This is a genomic window from Variovorax sp. P4_B10 (genome assembly GCF_056402375.1).
Map to the genome: position 1 here is coordinate 1 of NZ_JBFUHN010000116.1, position 15,303 is coordinate 15,303.

The window sequence follows — 15,303 nt, forward strand, 5'->3', positions numbered from 1 at the left end:
GGAGGGCGCGTTGAGCATTGCGCGCCAGGCGTCCAGGATCAGTGTTTCGATATCGTGCACTTCGCGGCCGGTGGCCGCGGCCACGGCTTCCCTGTAGGGCGGCATGTTCGTGCACTCGAGCACGATGTTCTCTACCGAAGGGGATGCTTCCATCAAGCGCATGGCTGCGTCGACCACGTTGCGTTGGGCCTCGACGAGATCGAGCACCGTGTCGTTGTTCAAGATGCGGCGATGAAATTCGCAACCCGGTTGCACACCCGTGACGGGTGTTCCCGCCGGCACCCCGGCAGCTTGGAGGATTTGCGGAGTCAGCGATTGCGCATCGAAAGTGACGATGCCCGGGCGCGCATGACGCCGCACCTGCAGCAGGCTCGACGTCAGCACCGGCACCGGGACCGCCTTCGACAGCGCGTCCTGGTACGCGGCCAGGAAGCCGCAACTGGTCGTGATCATCGACGCGCCCTGCGCCACCAGCCGTACCGCTGCGTCGACGAAGGGCTGGATCAGGCGAGGGTCCGCTTCCTCGACGATGCGTTTGGGCGAAGCGCCCTCCACGGTGAAGAAGCGCACCGGAATGCCGGCCCTTGCGTAGGTCTCCGGATTGCCGACATCGCCCGGCGGCCGTGGAAAGCGCGTGTCGAGCATCAACACGCCGAGAAAGCCGGGAGCAGCAGCATTCATGCGGGAAGTCTCAGGACGCCGCGGGGACGGCGCTTCGGCGATCGATTTTCCGGCTCAGGACGATCGATGTCTGCGTCTGGTTGATGCCGTCGAGCTGACCCAGCTGGTCCAGCAGGACGTCCAGCTTTTCCGGCGAGTCGCAGCGCAGGAAGACCATGTAGTCGAACTGACCGCTCACGGCCGAGAGTTCCTCCACCTCCGGAACGCGTTCGAGCGCACGGATCACCGCGGGCGCGCTCTTCGCATTGACGCTGATGCCGCAGATCGCCCGAACGGCGGCATGCTCCAGCTTCTGGCCGAGGCGCACGCCGTAACCCGCCACAACGCCTTCGCGTTCGAGACGGGCAATGCGCGCGACGACGGTGGTGCGCGCGATCTTGAGCTTGCGCCCCAGATTGGCGGCGGGCTCCCTGGCGTTGGCCTGGAGCAGGCTCAGCAGGTGGCGGTCGAGATCGTCGAGTCTTGCATTCATCATCGCACTGCCTCCTGAAGTTTTTGGGGACCTGAACGGCATGCTACGGCAGCACGCGCAGCGCGTCGCCATCTTGCTGCGCCGACGACCGCTCCGGCTTCGACTGGGAATGCAGGATTCGGGCCGCAGCCTTGGAATATCGCGCCGACCCCGCGGCATGAATAGCAATATGTTGGAACAACTTCATGTGAAAATGGAATCAAGTCACCCACTCGGCGCACGCACCGACCGGGCAGCGCCTGCCGTCGTTGTTGCCGTCCCCTCATCATGTTCAGAAGAGAATTTCTTCCATCCGTCGGGCAGCTGATGGCGTTCGAAAGCACGGCGCGGCACGCCAGCGTCTCGCGCGCCGCGCAGGAACTGAGCCTGACCCAGAGCGCGATTTCGCGGCTCGTCAAGCAGCTCGAAGACCAGGTCGGCACGGCGTTGTTCCACCGGGTGAAGCAGCGCGTGGTGCTGACGGATGCCGGGCGTGTCTATGCCGCCGAATTGCGGGTGGGCATGGAGGCCCTGTCATCGGCAACGCAGCGGGTCATGACGCTGGGCGGCATGGGCGAAGTGTTGAACCTGGCTGTTCTCCCCACCTTCGGGACGCAGTGGCTGATCCCGCGCATGAAGCGCTTTGCGGCGTTGCACCCCGACGTCACCGTGAACTTCTCGGCGCGGACGGAGCCTTTCGATTTCGAGCGCGAGCCTTTCAATGCGGCGATCCATTTCGGCGACCCGTTCTGGCCGGGCGCGACCTGCGAGTACCTCATGGAAGAGAGCGTCGTGCCGGTGTGCAGCCCCGAGTTTCGGCGGCGCCACCGTCTCGGCCAGAAGGAAGACCTCGCACACCTGACGCTGTTGCAGCAGACCTCGAGGCCCACGCAATGGGCGGAGTGGTTCGAGCAGGTGGGCGTGCCCGCGGCAAGGGCCATGAGTGGCCCGCGTTTCGAGCAGTTTTCCATGATCGCCCAGGCGGCCGCCAACGGCATGGGGGTCGCGCTGGTGCCGCGGTTTCTCGTGGAAGACGATCTCGCTTCGGAGCGCCTGGTGGTGTTGTTCCGCGACGCGTTGGTCACGGACAGGGCCTACTACGTCGTCACGCCGGATTCGGGTGCCGAGAATCGGCTGGTCCTGGCATTCCGCGAATGGCTTGTTGCCGAAGCGGCAACCAGTCTGAAGGTGGCCAGGAAGTCACGCGGCCCAGCTGCGGCCGTCGTGAAGTGACACCTCGATCGGCGCATCCTGCACCGCATCGATGCAATGCAGGTTGACGTTGACCTGTTCGGGTGCCGATCGCGGATGGCAGTGCGTATGGATGCCGCACTGCCTGCAAAAGAGATGGCGTGCGCGCATCGTGCCGAACTGGTAGTTCGATAGCTGCTCGGCCCCTGCGAGCAGGCGAAAGTTCTGCGCCGGCACGCGGTGGTGCAGCGCCGCCTTGCGAGCGCAGTAGCTGCAGTTGCAGCGCACACCCTTCAACGACGCCAGCAGAAACTCGAAGCGCACTGCGCCGCAATGGCACTGCCCCTGCTGCCACGCGCTGGCGGGCTCGCTGGTCACTACGCGATGGCCGCTGCAGGTTCGGATGTACCGGCCGAGGCCTTGAAGCGGCCCAGAAAAGCGCGCGTCGATTCCTGCTGCGGGTTGTCGATCACGATGCTCGGCGGGCCGGCTTCCGCCACGACGCCGTCGCGCATGAAGATCACCTGGTCCGCCACCTCGCGCGCGAAGCCGATCTCGTGGGTGACGAGGATCATGGTCATGCCTTCCTTCGCCAGGCCCTTGATCACGGTCAGCACCTCGCCGACGAGTTCGGGGTCCAGCGCTGACGTGGCTTCGTCGAAGAGCATGACGTTCGGCTTCATCGCGAGCGCACGCGCAATCGCCACGCGCTGCTTCTGGCCGCCCGAGAGCTTGTCGGGGTAATAGTCGGCGCGTTCGAGCAGCCCCACCTTCTGCAGCAGCGCCCGGGCCGCGGCGGCCGCCTCCGCCTTCGGGGTCTTGAGCACCGTGAGCGGCCCTTCCATGACGTTCTGCAGCGCGGTCATGTGGGGGAACAGGTTGAAGTGCTGGAACACCATGCCCGTGGACGCGCGAAACTTCGCGAGCTTGCGTTCGTTCGGCAGCGCCGTTTCCTTGCCGCTGAACTGGATCGTCTGGTCGCCCACGGCGATGCGTCCGCCATCGGGAATCGTCAGCAGGTTGATGCAACGAAGCAGCGTGGACTTGCCGGAGCCCGAAGGCCCGATCATCGCGACCACCTGGCCGCGTTCGATCTTCAGCGAGATGTCCTTGAGAACGACGTGGGCGCCGAAAGACTTTCGGAGCCCGGTAATTTCGATCACGGCTTGGGTCATGTCAGGCTTCTTTCACCACGCCGTATTCCATGCGCTTGGCCCAGATCGTGACGGGCAGGAGCACGGCGAAGTAGGCAATCGCAATGAAGGTGTAGAGCTCGAGGGGGCGGTAGGTGTCGTGCGCGATGACCTGGCCCTGGTACAGCAGGTCCGGCACGGCCAGCACCGAGAGCAGCGAAGTGTTCTTCAGCTGCATGATGGATTGGTTCATCAGCGGCGGCACCATCTTCTTGAACGCCTGCGGAAGCACCACGCGGCGCAACAGCTGCAGGCGCGTCATGCCCAGCGCCTTGCCCGCTTCCGTTTGTCCCGAGTCGATGGAGATGATCCCGCCGCGCACGATCTCGGAATAGAACGCGCCGCCGTACAACGTCAGGCACAGGGTGGCGGCGGCCGTGGCCGAGAGTTCGAGGCCGGTGAGCACGGGCAGCGCGTAGTAGAACCACACGAGCTGCACCAGAACCGGTGTGCACCGGAACACCTCGATGTAGGCCCGCAGCGGTGCGGTGATGTACGGGTTGGTCGWGAGGCGCCCCAGCCCCGTGAGCAGGCCCACCAGCAGCCCGAGGACCACGCAGATCACCGTGAAGAGCAGTGTGTAGAGCAACCCRCTGATGAGCAGCGACCGGTACTTCCACAGCACGGTGAAATCCCATTCGTAGCCGGCAGACGCGGCGCTTCCCCCCGCGAAATGCTTGACCAGGGCCCAGACGCCGACGAGCGCGAGGACCACCATCAGGGCAATGCCCAGGCGGGACCGCGACTTGGGCGCCCCCTCCGATTCAGCGTATTCCATGGGAGGCCAGCTTCAGAACTTGATTTCGGGCGGGAATGCGCTGGCAGGAACGCCGGCGAGCTTTTCCATGTTTTTCAGGATCACGCTGCGGACTTCGCCTTTGGCGCGGACTTCGTTCAACCACGCGTTGACCGCCGTCTGCATGGCCGGATCGGCTTCCTTGCGCAGGCCGATGCTCACGGGCGCGGTGTAGACCGGTGTCGGGATCTGCATCACGCCGATGCCGGCGCGCTTGGCCAAGAGCGGCTGCGCCAGCAGGATCACCAGGATCTGGCAGTCGGCGCGGCCCGATTGCAGGGCGAGCGTTGCGGAGCCCGAGTTCTCCAGGCGCTGCACTTCGGCCTTCGGAAGAATGCGCGTGGCGAGCTGGTCATGGCTCGAGCCCACGTCGACCACGATCTTGTTTTCCGGCGCGTTCAACTGCTCCCAGGTCTTGGTCGGGAACCCCTTCTTGCACACGGCGGTGTAAGTGTTGTCGAACAGCGTATCGGAGAAGTTCACGACCTCCTTGCGCGCCGGCGTCGGCGCCATGCCGAACATCGCGTCGATCTTGTTCGATTGCAGATCGAGCACCGCGTTGCCCCAGGTCGTTTCGACGTACTCGACCTTGGCCCCGAGCTTCCTGGCCAGGCTTTCGGAAAAGTCGGGGCCGAAGCCTTCCCACTTGCTGGAAACCAGGTCCTTGCTGAAGTAGGGGATGGCACCGGCAATGGCGCCGACCCGCAGGACCTTGGTCCGTTGAATGCGGRCCATCGAACTTTCCGGTTCTTGGGCCGCGCCGAGGGTCAGGGTGAATGCGCTCGTCAGTGCGATGAGCGTGCGAATGAAAGTTCGTTTTGTAGTCACGGTGTCTCCAAGCAAAAAGCTCGCCATCTAATGAATTGGAAAGAAGTGCTTTCCATCGGGTGACAGAAGTCTAGGAGCCGCGATTGTCACAAGCAACGCGACAGTTCGTCAGGACGACGGGAAGTTCTCGTCATACCGTCGTGTCGAATCGGCGAAACGCCATCCAGGTTGCGTGAGAACACAGCTTGCTCAGGTGCTGGTAGGGATGGGTTGTTATCGAAACATCATGAGTGCCCGGATCGGTGCGCCTCAGCCGATGAACCTGGAGGGACGAAACGGTGCAGGATCGAACGCGCAAGCTTCCCCGGCCATCATCGATGCAAGGAGTGCAGCCGAACCGGGGCCGGTGTTGAAGCCGATGTGCTGATGGCCGAATGCGAGCCAGAGGCCTGCGTGGCCGGGGCATTCGCCGATGATGGGACGGCTGTCCGGCAGCGTGGGCCGGCTTCCGAGCCAAGCCTCTTTTTCAAGGCGATCTTCGAGCGGAAACGCTTCGCGCGCAGCCTGTTCGGCCAGGTCCAGCTGGGCGAGGTTCCTGGGCGCCTCGCGATCGGTCAGCTGCACGCCGGTGGACAGGCGAAGGCCTTGTTCCATCGGCGACAGCACGTAGCCGCCGCCGGTGTCGTAGACCGGCCGTCCGAGCGAGGCGCCGCCGGCCGCCCGGTAGTGCATGTGGTAGCCGCGCTCGAAGGCCATCGGCACCGAGAGGCCCAGCGACTTCTTCGCGAACTCCTTGGTCCACGGACCGAGTGCGAGCACGACACGCGAGGCTTCGTGGACCGTGCCGGCGTCTTCGGTCACCTGCCAGGCGTCACCTGCATTCGAACGGCCAAGTCCAGCGATCGAGGCCTGCCGGATCCGGCCTCCGCGAGCGACGAAGAGCCTTGCATACGCTTCGACCACCTGGCCCGGGCTGTCCACGGACAAGGTGTCCTGGATCCACAGCGCGCGAGGGAACAGCGGCTTCAGATGCGGCTCGAGTTCCGCCAGCTCTCGCGCATCGAGCGCCTGCGTCGCGATGCCGAACTTCTTGAAGGTGTCGCGCGCGAGCTGGCTGCCGAGAAAGCCTTCTTCGCTGCGGTAGAGAAAGAGCCACCCGGTCGTGCGCAAGCGATGCGCCGCACCCGCTTCGCTCAGAAGCCGTCGATGCTCCTGCGTCGAGAGGCGGATCAGCGCATCGAGCGCCGCGGTCGTTTCATGAAAGACGGCCGCGCGCGTGTTCGACAGGAACTTCAGCGCCCACGGCAGGTTCTTCGCGACGAAGCGCGGGTTGTAGCGAAAGCTCGCGGACTGGTTCTTCAGCAGCTTGGGAAGCGTGGCCCACAACCCCGGATGGTTGAACGGCATCAGCGAGCTGCGGGCAATCACGCCGGCGTTGCCGTAGGAGGTTTCGCGGCCCGGCGCGACCCTGTCGAAGATCGTCACGTCGAAGCCCCGTCGCTGGAGTTCGAGCGCACATGACACGCCAACGATCCCGGCGCCCAGCACGGCAACAGTGTTCTTCATCTGGCCAATCGGTTCCTTCTGCGAAAAGTTGATTGTGAACGGTTGGCCTTGCGAGTCAGAGGTAAGCCACGTCTTCAGGCGTGAGCGCCAAGGGATCGTGGTTCTTCCTGGCCAGCCACGAGTAAACCGGCGGCACGCGGTCTGCCAACGATTCGACGTGAATGTCCATGAGGCAGGGGCCGTCGTGGTCGAACGCTTCGTCCAGCGCCTTGATCAATTCGTCGGGCGTGGTGACCGTCCAGGCCTTGATGTCGAAGGCCTCGGCAATGGCCTGGCCGCGCGGCGGCAGGAAGTCCACGCCAAAGCATTCGTCATGGCCCTTGAGCCGATGCAGCCCCTTGATCCAACCGAAGCAGCCGTTGTTGAAGAGCATCAGCAGCGCCGGCACCTTCTTGCGCACCAGCGTCTCGAGCTCGCCGACGGTCATGTTGAAGGAGCCGTCGCCGAACATGCCGATCGGCCGGCGCGTCTTGTCGGCATACCAGGCGCCGACCACCGCGGGAATCGCGGAACCCAGGCCACCGAAGGCGCGCGGAATCACGAAGCGCGTGCGGCGATCGCCGATGCGCAGGAAGCGCGTCATGTACGGCGTGGGCGTGCCGGCGTCCGAAAGAATGTGCACGGCCTTGCCGTACTGCTCGAGCCGGTTGCTGAACTCGCGCACCACGCGTTCGGGCCGTAGCGGCACGTCGTCCAGCGAGAGCACGCTCTCGGCGTGGTCCCAGAAGTTCGCGCGCAAGGCGTTGAGGTGATCGACCCAGGGCGTGTGCTTCGAAGCATCGAAATCGACCGGCGCTTCCTTCAGGATCTGTTTGAGGACCAGTTGCGCATCCGCGGCGATCGAAAGCAGGTTCTCGTAGTTGTTCGCAAGGCGCTCGGGGTTGATGTCGATCTGGACGACGCGCTTGTTGAGCGTCGACTTCGGAAAGGTCCAGCCGACCGTGACGACGGAGCCCATGCGCGAGCCGACGAAGATCACCAGGTCAGACTCCTCGAGCGCGCGGTTGGCATGCGGATGAAAGCCGTTGTCGCCGATGACGCCGATGGCCAGCGGATGATCGTCGGGGAGCGCGCCCTGGCCGGTAATGGTGTTGACCACGGGCACGTTGAGCTTTGCGGCCACCTCGGTGAGCGCGCTGCCGGCACAGGAGCGGTTCACGCCGCCGCCGGCAACGAACAGCGGCTTCGATGCGTTCCCGAGCAGGGCGAAGAGCTCGCCCACCTTGCCCGGCGCGGGCGCCATGGGGTAGGCCGGGAAGGTCTTGCACTCGGGCTCGGCGTGCAGCGAGATCGTGTCGGGGTCGATCTCTGCCAGCAGCATGTCTTCCGGAATCTGCAGGTGCACGGCGCCGGGCGTTCCGGAGCAGGCCACGCGAAAGGCACGGCGAACGATCTCGGGCAGTTTCTCGGGCGACTTGATCTGCACCGACATCTTCGTGACGGGCTCGAAGAGCTGGGCGCAGTCGAGTTCGGTGATCATGCCGCGGCCCTCGCCGGGCAACGGGAGGTCGATGGTCAGCAGGATGACCGGCACCGACGACGCGTTCGATTCCGCCAGCGGCGGCAGCGAGTACATCGCACCGGCGCCGGAGGGGCATTCGAAGATGCCGGGCTTGTCGGTCAGTCGCGCATAGGCATCGGCCATGTAGCCGGCCGAGCGCTCGTCGCGGGCCATGACGTGCTCGATGTCGCCCTGGCGGCGCTGGAGCGCCTCGTAGAAGGGCACGTTGGTGTCGCCGGGAACACCGAAAAGCACGTCGACGCCGTAGTTGATCAACATCTGCACGAGCACGTCCGCACCACGCATGGCAAAACTCCAGTCTGGGATTGAAATGAAAAAGGGCCCGGGGAGAGCGCTCCCCGAGGGCCGACTGCGCGAAGCGTTCAGGCTTCGGCGAGTTCCTGGTGCGAGGGGTTGGCAGCGGCGCGCACGCCGAGTCCCTTGTAGTAGTGGCCCACGCGCGTTGCGAGAAACTCCTCGAGCGGCGCCTGCTCCTGCCCGACGAAGCCGGACCGGGGCAGCTTGCCCTGAAGCAGCAGCTCGAACACGCCGACCACGCCGGCGGCCGTCGTGAGTTCGATGGCGGTGCGCTCCTTGCCGCGCAGCGTGGCGCCGAACACGCGGCCCACGCGCGTCTCCTGCTCGAAGCGGCCGTCGCGCAGGCCCGAGGCCGAGGCGAACAGGATCACGACGTCTTCGCGGCTGTGGGGCACGGCGTGCTCCAGCACCTGGCGCAGCAGGTCGCGGCGCTCGATCAGGCGCAGGTCGTGCAGCAGGAAGGTCATCGCATCGCGATGGCCCGGATAGCGGATGGTCTTGTAGTCGAGGTTGCGCACCTTGCCGCGCAGCGTCTCGCACAGGGTACCCAGCCCGCCCGAGGTGTTGAAGGCTTCGAAGGCTTCCGCATCGAGCGTGAAGGTCTCGTGACCCTCCAGCGCCTGCACCGAAACGACCTGGCCATTCACGATGGCATCGCAGGGATTGCAATACTCGTTGATGACGCCGTCGATGCTCCAGGTGAAGTTGTAGCGAAGGCTGTTGGTGGCATTGCGCGTCAGCGCGCCGACCCGAAGGCGGAGGTCATACAGCTCGTCGAAGTGTCCCGCCAGGTGGCCGCCGAGCATCCCGATCACGCCGGGCGCCAGGCCGCTTTGCGGCATCAGCACCGACGTGGCCTCTTTGGACAACTGGCGGATGGTGTTCGTCGCCGCCACGTCTTCCGTCAGGTCGAAATAGTGCACCCCCAACCGGGCCGCCTGCGTGGCCACGCGCGCCGCCAGGAAGAACGGCAACGCGTTGATGACCACGGTGTGCGACGCGAGTTCGCCGGCGAGCGCCGCGTCGTCTTCCACGTTCAACGTGATCTRCCGGACCAGTGGATCGTTGGACGGCTTGCCGGCACGCTGATCGGCCAGCGTCACCGGAATGCGGTGGTACTCGGCAATCATGTCGGCCACCGTGCTGCCCACCTTGCCCGCACCCAGAACCAGAACATTCTTCACTTGCAGCTTCGACATTTCGTTTCTCCAGAAGGGCAACCGACCCTGTAAAGAAAATGTAAAAGCGGGGGCTGGCAGGTGCCAGAGACCAGATCGTCGAAATCACCGGACGTTTCGCCGTTTCGACGACGGGCCGTGACGATTCACGCGCGGCGAGGGCTTGTCATGGATTCAGGCGGCCTTGCGCCTTGCATCACTCAGACCTGGATCGTCGGCCGGTAGTCCGGCAAGACGACCTTCTTCCATTTTCCGAAGATCGCCATCAGGCCCACGGCCACTGCGCCCGACAGGAGCACCACGCCGCAGGCGTATGTCCATCCGTCGTCGAAGGCGCCGAACATCACGGCGCGGAAGGCCTGCACCACCCAGCTGAACGGCAGCCAGCTGTGCACGGTGCGAAAGAAGCCGGCCGAGAGCTCCACGGGCAGCACGCCGCCGCCGGCCGACAGCTGCAGCGTGAGCAGCAGCACGGTCAGGATGCGGCCGAAGTCGCCGAACACGTGCAGGATCGCGAACAGCACCACGAGGAAGACCAGCGAGGCGAGCACCATCGTGAGCGCCAGCGCCCCCACCCGCGGCGCCTGCACCTGCAGCACCCCGAGCAGCGTGGCCAGCACCAGCGCAACCTGCAGCAGCACGATGAGCGCCGGCATGGTGATCTTGCCGAGCGTCTTCGCGAGCTTCGGGTAGTGGTGATGGTCCTCGAGCACGATGCGGATGTTGAACAGGTAGCCGGCCATCACGGCGCCGATCCAGAGCGCGACCGACACCATGTTGGGCACGAAGGCGCTGCCGTTGTTGGCGACAGGCGCCACCACCTCCACCTTGGGTTCGACCGAATCGGCCAGGCCCGAGGCACTGCCCTGGATGCGGGTGATGGAGGCGGGCAGGGCGGCTTCGATGGTGCGCACGCCGGTCAGCATGCGCTGCGCGCCCTGCGCCAGTTGCGCGCCACCCTGTACGAACTCGTCGAGCTTCCTGTCTTCGGGCAGCTTGCCGGCCATGGTGCGGATGCCCGTGGACAGCGCACCCATGCCGTCCGTGAGCTTGCCGACGCCGCCTTCGAGCGCGGAAGCTCCGCTGGCGAGTTTCTGGTTGCCGTCCTGCGCCTTGGTCATCGCGGTCTGCGCCTGCCCGAGGCCGCCACGAAGCTTGTCCGCGCCAACGGCAAGCTCGCCGGCACCCTTGGCGATGCGCTCGCCCACGAAAGGGATGTCGGCCGACTCTTTCTGCAAACGGCGCGCGCCGTCGCCGAGCTGGCCGGCACCGTCGGTGAGCTGATCGAAACCGTCGTTGATCTGCACCAGCCCGCTGCTGAGTTCGTGCTGGCCTGCGGTGAGTTGTTGCGCCCCGGTCTTGAGTGCGCGAAGGTCCGCGTCGGCCGGCAATTTCGATTGGATGGTGCGGATGCCGCCGTTGAGCTGCTTGAACCCGCCGCCCAGCTGCTGCGCGGCGGCGCTGTACTGGATGGCGCCGTTGGCCAGCGTCTCGCTGCCGTCGCGCAGCTCCAGCAGCGCCTGCTTGAGCCGGTCGAGCCGCTGCTGCGAGCCGGCCGCCGCATTCAGCACCAGCCCCCAGCGCTGCTCGTTGAGCATCTCGTTGACCTGGTGCCCGAGTTCGCCCGCAAAGCGCCGGGCCAGGCCGGCCGAGCTGTAGTTGTTGCCTTCCGAGGTGTAGACCACCAGCTGCCCGGCGCCGCGCTGCATGCCCGGCACGGCGTTGGCGCTGAAGTCCGCCGGAATCAGCAGCGCGAAGGCCAGCGTGCCGCGCCGCACTTCGGCGCGCGCCGCCTCGGCGTCGGTCATCGAGCGGAAGCCGAAGGCGCGTTTCTCGAGCAGGGTGCGCGTCAGCTCGTCGCCGACGTTGACCGTGCGCGACATGTAGGTCACGCCGCTGTCTTCGTTCACGATGGCCGCCGGCAGGTCGGCCGTGTGGCCGGCCGGGTCCCAGACGCTCGTGAGGTAGATCAACGCATAGATTGCCGGCACCACGCCGACCGCCACCACCGCCAGCAGGATGCGCGGAAAGCGCCGCACGATCGCCAGCTCGGCCCGCGCGATGGCCAGGGTGCCGGCGATCAGTGCGCGGAGGTATCGCATGGGGCTAGGGAGTTTTCAGCGCCATGGCGGTGGGTCGCGCGGGGAGTCTTCAGGCGGGCTTTCGTTGCGCCGGGTCGTAGAAGAACTGCTCTTCGGCGATGCGCTCGCCTTCCCAGCGCTGCCAGGCAATTTCTTCCATGCGCATCTTGCTGCCGCCCTTGAACTGGAAATCGAAGATCCAGTGGATCGCCACATGGTCGCCGTTCACGAGCACCGGCCGCACGCAGGTGGAGACCACCGTTTCGGTGCGGGCGAGCACGGCGGTTTCCTGCGCGACCAGCGTGCTGCGGCCCCGCCGCGGTTCGGCCTGGTTCTCGCGCATGGTGGCATCTTCGGTGTAGTAGTCCTCGATGGCCTTGGCATGCGCGCCGCCCTCGACGGCGGCGATGAAGGCTTCGAGTCGGGCGGATGTGGGCATTTCAGGACTTTACTTTGACTTCGACGCGGCGCGCCTCGGAGGGCGGCCCGTCGGCTTGCGATTGCTCGGGCTTGGCAAGTTCGATCTTGTCTTCAGGTGCACCCGCGGCCTTGAGCGCATCGCTCACGGCCATGGCGCGCTGCTTGGCCAGCTCGGCGTTCTTGGCCGGATCGCCGCTGGCATCGTGGTAGCCGCTCACGAGTACGGTGCTGCCGCTCTGCACGGCCTTGATGACGTCGCCCAACGCCTCCTTGGCGTTGGGCGCCACCTCGGAACTGGCGCTCGCGAAGTAGAACTTCACGACGCCGTTCTCGACCTTCACCGCAGCCGCTTCGGCGGCGGCCACAACGCCCGAGGCAACGGCCGTAGCCGGTGTGGCCGGTGCCGTCGCTGCGGGCGCCGTCACGGCCGGCGGTGTCTCGATCTTGGTGGGCACGGCTGCCGCCGCATCGCCCGCATGGAATCTCACCACCAGCGGCACGATCAGCAGCGCCACGATGTTGATGATCTTGATCAGCGGGTTCACGGCCGGGCCGGCGGTGTCCTTGTACGGGTCGCCCACGGTGTCGCCGGTCACGGCCGCCTTGTGCGCCTCGGAACCCTTGCCGCCGTGGTGGCCGTCCTCGATGTACTTCTTGGCGTTGTCCCATGCGCCGCCGCCCGTGCACATGGAAATGGCGACGAACAGGCCCGTGACGATGGTGCCCATCAGCAGGCCGCCCAGCGCCTTCGGTCCGAGCACGAGGCCGACGACGATCGGCACCACCACCGGCAGCAGCGAGGGGATCATCATTTCCTTGATGGCCGCGCCGGTCAGCATGCTCACGGCCTTGCCGTACTCGGGCTTGCCGGTGCCTTCCATGATGCCGGGAATCTCGCGGAACTGCCTGCGCACTTCCTCGACCACCGCGCCGGCCGCGCGGCCCACCGCTTCCATGGCCATCGCGCCGAACAGGTAGGGAATGAGGCCGCCGATGAAGAGGCCGACGATCACCATCGGATCGCTCAGGTTGAAGCTGATGTTCAACCCGAAGCTCTCGAGCTTGTGGGTGTAGTCGGCAAAGAGCACCAGCGAGGCGAGACCGGCCGAGCCGATCGCGTAGCCCTTGGTCACGGCCTTGGTCGTGTTGCCGACCGCATCGAGCGGGTCGGTCACGGCGCGCACGCTGTCGGGCAGTTCGCTCATCTCGGCGATGCCGCCGGCGTTGTCGGTGATGGGGCCGTAGGCGTCGAGCGCAACCACGATGCCCGCCATGCTCAGCATCGAGGTGGCGGCCACCGCAATGCCGAACAGGCCGGCGAGCGAATACGAAGCCAGGATCGCGATGCAGACGAAGATCACCGGCCATGCCGTCGAACGCATCGAGACGCCGAGGCCCGCGATGATGTTGGTGCCGTGGCCCGTGGTCGAGGCCTGCGCGATGTGCTGCACCGGCTTGTACTGCGTGCCGGTGTAGTACTCGGTAACCCACACCAGCGCCGCAGTCAGTGCGAGGCCCACGAAACAGGCGCCGAACAGCTTCAGCTGGCTGCCGCTCGGGGCGATCGCGTTGTCGGGAATGATCCAGCTCGTGACGAACCAGAATGCGATCAGCGAGAGGCCGCCCGCGACGGCCAGGCCCTTGTAGAGCGCCGGCATCACGTTGACCATGCCCGGCGAGGCCTTGACGAAGAAGCAGCCGATGATCGACGCGATGATCGACACGCCGCCGAGCGCGAGCGGGTACAGCACCGCGTTCACCGGCGCCGCCGTGACCATCAGCGCACCGAGCACCATGGTTGCGATCAGCGTCACCGCGTAGGTCTCGAACAGGTCGGCCGCCATGCCGGCGCAGTCGCCGACGTTGTCGCCCACGTTGTCGGCAATCACGGCCGGATTGCGCGGGTCGTCTTCCGGAATGCCGGCTTCGACCTTGCCCACCAGGTCGGCGCCCACGTCGGCGCCCTTGGTGAAGATGCCGCCGCCCAGCCGCGCGAAGATCGAGATCAGCGAGGAGCCGAAGGCGAACCCGATCAGCGGATTGAGGATGGCCGCGAGGCCTTGGCCCGATGCCGGTGCGTTACCGGCCAGGAACCAGTAGAAGCCCGAGACGCCCAGGAGGCCGAGGCCCACCACCAGCATGCCGGTGATCGCACCGCCGCGAAACGCCACGTCGAGTGCCGGGCCGATGCCGTGCGTGGCGGCCTGCGCGGTGCGCACATTGGCGCGCACCGAGACGTTCATGCCGATGAAGCCGCAGGCGCCCGAGAGCAACGCCCCGACCAGGAAGCCGAGGGCCGTGGTCGCGTCGAGGAACAGGCCGATGAGGATGGCCAGGACGATGCCGACCACCGCGATGGTGGTGTATTGCTTCGCGAGGTAGGCCGAGGCGCCGGCCTGGATGGCCGCGGCGATCTCCTGCATCCGCGCGTTGCCGGGGTCCTTGGCGAGAATCCAACTTCGGGCCCAGAAACCGTAGCCGACGGCCACGAGGCCGCAGACGATGGCGAGTACCAGGGGGGTGTTGCCGATCATGCTTTGCTTCTCCATTCGTTCGTTGTGACTTGTGGAGACGGACAGCATGGGTCCTGCGCGCAACGCGTACGGGACCCAGGTTTTCCGTCGCGTTGCTTCCTCGAAGCTCGCTGCACCGAGGTGCGGAGCCGATTGGCCAACGGTTGCAATTTACAGGCAAAAACACATGCGCGTGCGACCGTGCCATGACACGGAAAGTAAACTCCGGGTTTGTCCCCATCTCTCCTCATACTTTTCAACTACTCGTAAAACGTCATGTCCTTCGACAAAGTCTCCCCCGGCAAGAACGTTCCCGACGCCTTCAACGTCGTGATCGAAATCCCRATGAACGCCGACCCGATCAAGTACGAAGTCGACAAGGAATCGGGCGCGATCTTCGTGGACCGCTTCATGACGACGGCCATGTACTACCCGGCCAACTACGGCTACGTGCCGCAGACCCTCTCCGGCGACGGCGACCCGGTCGACGTGCTGGTGATCGCGCCGTATCCGCTGCTGCCCGGCGTGGTCGTGCCGTGCCGCCCGCTCGGCATCCTGATGATGGAAGACGAAGCCGGCGTCGATGGCAAGGTGCTGGCCGTGCCCACCGACAAGGTGCTGCCGATCTACAGCCACTGGAAGTCGG

The 15,303-nt window shown here is 65.7% G+C and carries 15 protein-coding genes; 2 read left to right on the top strand and 13 right to left on the bottom strand.

Going from position 1 to position 15,303, the window contains the following annotated elements:
* The 3 genes from AC1DXX_RS31010 to AC1DXX_RS31020 form a co-directional block, all read right to left on the bottom strand.
* On the bottom strand, positions 1-681 hold a 681-nt coding region (locus tag AC1DXX_RS31010; protein ID WP_478138040.1), incomplete at its 3' end, for an aspartate/glutamate racemase family protein.
* A gap of 10 nt (positions 682-691) precedes the next feature.
* A complete protein-coding gene (locus AC1DXX_RS31015) occupies positions 692-1,153 on the bottom strand; it encodes an Lrp/AsnC family transcriptional regulator (protein WP_478138054.1) in 462 nt (153 codons plus the stop codon).
* A 43-nt stretch (positions 1,154-1,196) separates the two neighbouring features.
* The gene (locus tag AC1DXX_RS31020) at positions 1,197-1,340 is read right to left on the bottom strand and encodes a hypothetical protein (RefSeq protein ID WP_478138041.1); all 144 of its coding nucleotides are present in this window, start codon (positions 1,338-1,340) and stop codon (positions 1,197-1,199) included.
* Positions 1,341-1,420: 80 nt separating this feature from the next.
* On the opposite strand from AC1DXX_RS31020, the gene AC1DXX_RS31025 reads away from it, so the two are divergent.
* Positions 1,421-2,365, top strand: a complete 945-nt coding sequence (locus AC1DXX_RS31025; protein ID WP_478138042.1) for a LysR family transcriptional regulator — start codon at positions 1,421-1,423, stop codon at positions 2,363-2,365.
* Here the strand turns inward: AC1DXX_RS31025 and AC1DXX_RS31030 are convergent.
* The 10 genes from AC1DXX_RS31030 to AC1DXX_RS31075 form a co-directional block, all read right to left on the bottom strand.
* Positions 2,333-2,701 carry a GFA family protein gene (locus AC1DXX_RS31030; protein ID WP_478138043.1) on the bottom strand — a complete coding sequence of 123 codons (369 nt, stop codon included), beginning with the start codon at positions 2,699-2,701 and terminating at the stop codon, positions 2,333-2,335. The two genes, AC1DXX_RS31025 and AC1DXX_RS31030, sit on opposite strands and share 33 nt — an antisense overlap.
* Positions 2,701-3,498 carry an amino acid ABC transporter ATP-binding protein gene (locus AC1DXX_RS31035; protein WP_478138044.1) on the bottom strand — a complete coding sequence of 266 codons (798 nt, stop codon included), beginning with the start codon at positions 3,496-3,498 and terminating at the stop codon, positions 2,701-2,703. The genes AC1DXX_RS31030 and AC1DXX_RS31035 overlap by 1 nt, the downstream gene beginning before the upstream one ends.
* A 1-nt stretch (position 3,499) precedes the next feature.
* Complete coding sequence (locus AC1DXX_RS31040; protein WP_478138045.1) at positions 3,500-4,294, bottom strand: amino acid ABC transporter permease; 795 nt, start codon at positions 4,292-4,294, stop codon at positions 3,500-3,502.
* A gap of 12 nt (positions 4,295-4,306) precedes the next feature.
* Complete coding sequence (locus AC1DXX_RS31045; protein WP_478138046.1) at positions 4,307-5,047, bottom strand: transporter substrate-binding domain-containing protein; 741 nt, start codon at positions 5,045-5,047, stop codon at positions 4,307-4,309.
* A 342-nt stretch (positions 5,048-5,389) separates the two neighbouring features.
* Positions 5,390-6,646, bottom strand: a complete 1,257-nt coding sequence (locus AC1DXX_RS31050; RefSeq protein ID WP_478138047.1) for an NAD(P)/FAD-dependent oxidoreductase — start codon at positions 6,644-6,646, stop codon at positions 5,390-5,392.
* A 55-nt stretch (positions 6,647-6,701) separates the two neighbouring features.
* Positions 6,702-8,453 (bottom strand): thiamine pyrophosphate-binding protein, encoded by a 1,752-nt coding sequence (locus AC1DXX_RS31055; RefSeq protein ID WP_478138048.1) that lies wholly within the window; start codon positions 8,451-8,453, stop codon positions 6,702-6,704.
* Positions 8,454-8,530: 77 nt separating this feature from the next.
* Positions 8,531-9,664: a saccharopine dehydrogenase family protein gene (locus AC1DXX_RS31060; protein ID WP_478138049.1), complete on the bottom strand. Its 1,134-nt coding sequence runs from the start codon at positions 9,662-9,664 to the stop codon at positions 8,531-8,533.
* Between the two features lie 179 nt (positions 9,665-9,843).
* A complete protein-coding gene (locus AC1DXX_RS31065) occupies positions 9,844-11,745 on the bottom strand; it encodes a YhgE/Pip domain-containing protein (protein ID WP_478138050.1) in 1,902 nt (633 codons plus the stop codon).
* Positions 11,746-11,794: 49 nt separating this feature from the next.
* Positions 11,795-12,163: a nuclear transport factor 2 family protein gene (locus AC1DXX_RS31070; protein WP_478138051.1), complete on the bottom strand. Its 369-nt coding sequence runs from the start codon at positions 12,161-12,163 to the stop codon at positions 11,795-11,797.
* Position 12,164: 1 nt separating this feature from the next.
* Entirely contained in the window at positions 12,165-14,678 is a 2,514-nt protein-coding gene (locus AC1DXX_RS31075) for a sodium-translocating pyrophosphatase (RefSeq protein WP_478138052.1), read from the bottom strand.
* A gap of 255 nt (positions 14,679-14,933) precedes the next feature.
* Between AC1DXX_RS31075 and AC1DXX_RS31080 the strand changes: the two genes are divergently transcribed.
* Positions 14,934-15,303: inorganic diphosphatase (locus AC1DXX_RS31080; protein WP_478138053.1), on the top strand; the 370-nt coding region annotated here is incomplete at its 3' end.

Bases quoted from the DNA above. Each gene is read 5' to 3' on its own strand.
- AC1DXX_RS31065 (WP_478138050.1), bottom strand. From the start codon at position 11,745: ATGCGATACCTCCGCGCACTGATCGCCGGCACCCTGGCCATCGCGCGG.
- AC1DXX_RS31075 (WP_478138052.1), bottom strand. From the start codon at position 14,678: ATGATCGGCAACACCCCCCTGGTACTCGCCATCGTCTGCGGCCTCGTG.
- AC1DXX_RS31020 (WP_478138041.1), bottom strand. From the start codon at position 1,340: ATGAAGTTGTTCCAACATATTGCTATTCATGCCGCGGGGTCGGCGCGA.
- AC1DXX_RS31035 (WP_478138044.1), bottom strand. From the start codon at position 3,498: ATGACCCAAGCCGTGATCGAAATTACCGGGCTCCGAAAGTCTTTCGGC.
- AC1DXX_RS31025 (WP_478138042.1), top strand. From the start codon at position 1,421: ATGTTCAGAAGAGAATTTCTTCCATCCGTCGGGCAGCTGATGGCGTTC.
- AC1DXX_RS31055 (WP_478138048.1), bottom strand. From the start codon at position 8,453: ATGCGTGGTGCGGACGTGCTCGTGCAGATGTTGATCAACTACGGCGTC.
- AC1DXX_RS31070 (WP_478138051.1), bottom strand. From the start codon at position 12,163: ATGCCCACATCCGCCCGACTCGAAGCCTTCATCGCCGCCGTCGAGGGC.
- AC1DXX_RS31050 (WP_478138047.1), bottom strand. From the start codon at position 6,646: ATGAAGAACACTGTTGCCGTGCTGGGCGCCGGGATCGTTGGCGTGTCA.
- AC1DXX_RS31015 (WP_478138054.1), bottom strand. From the start codon at position 1,153: ATGAATGCAAGACTCGACGATCTCGACCGCCACCTGCTGAGCCTGCTC.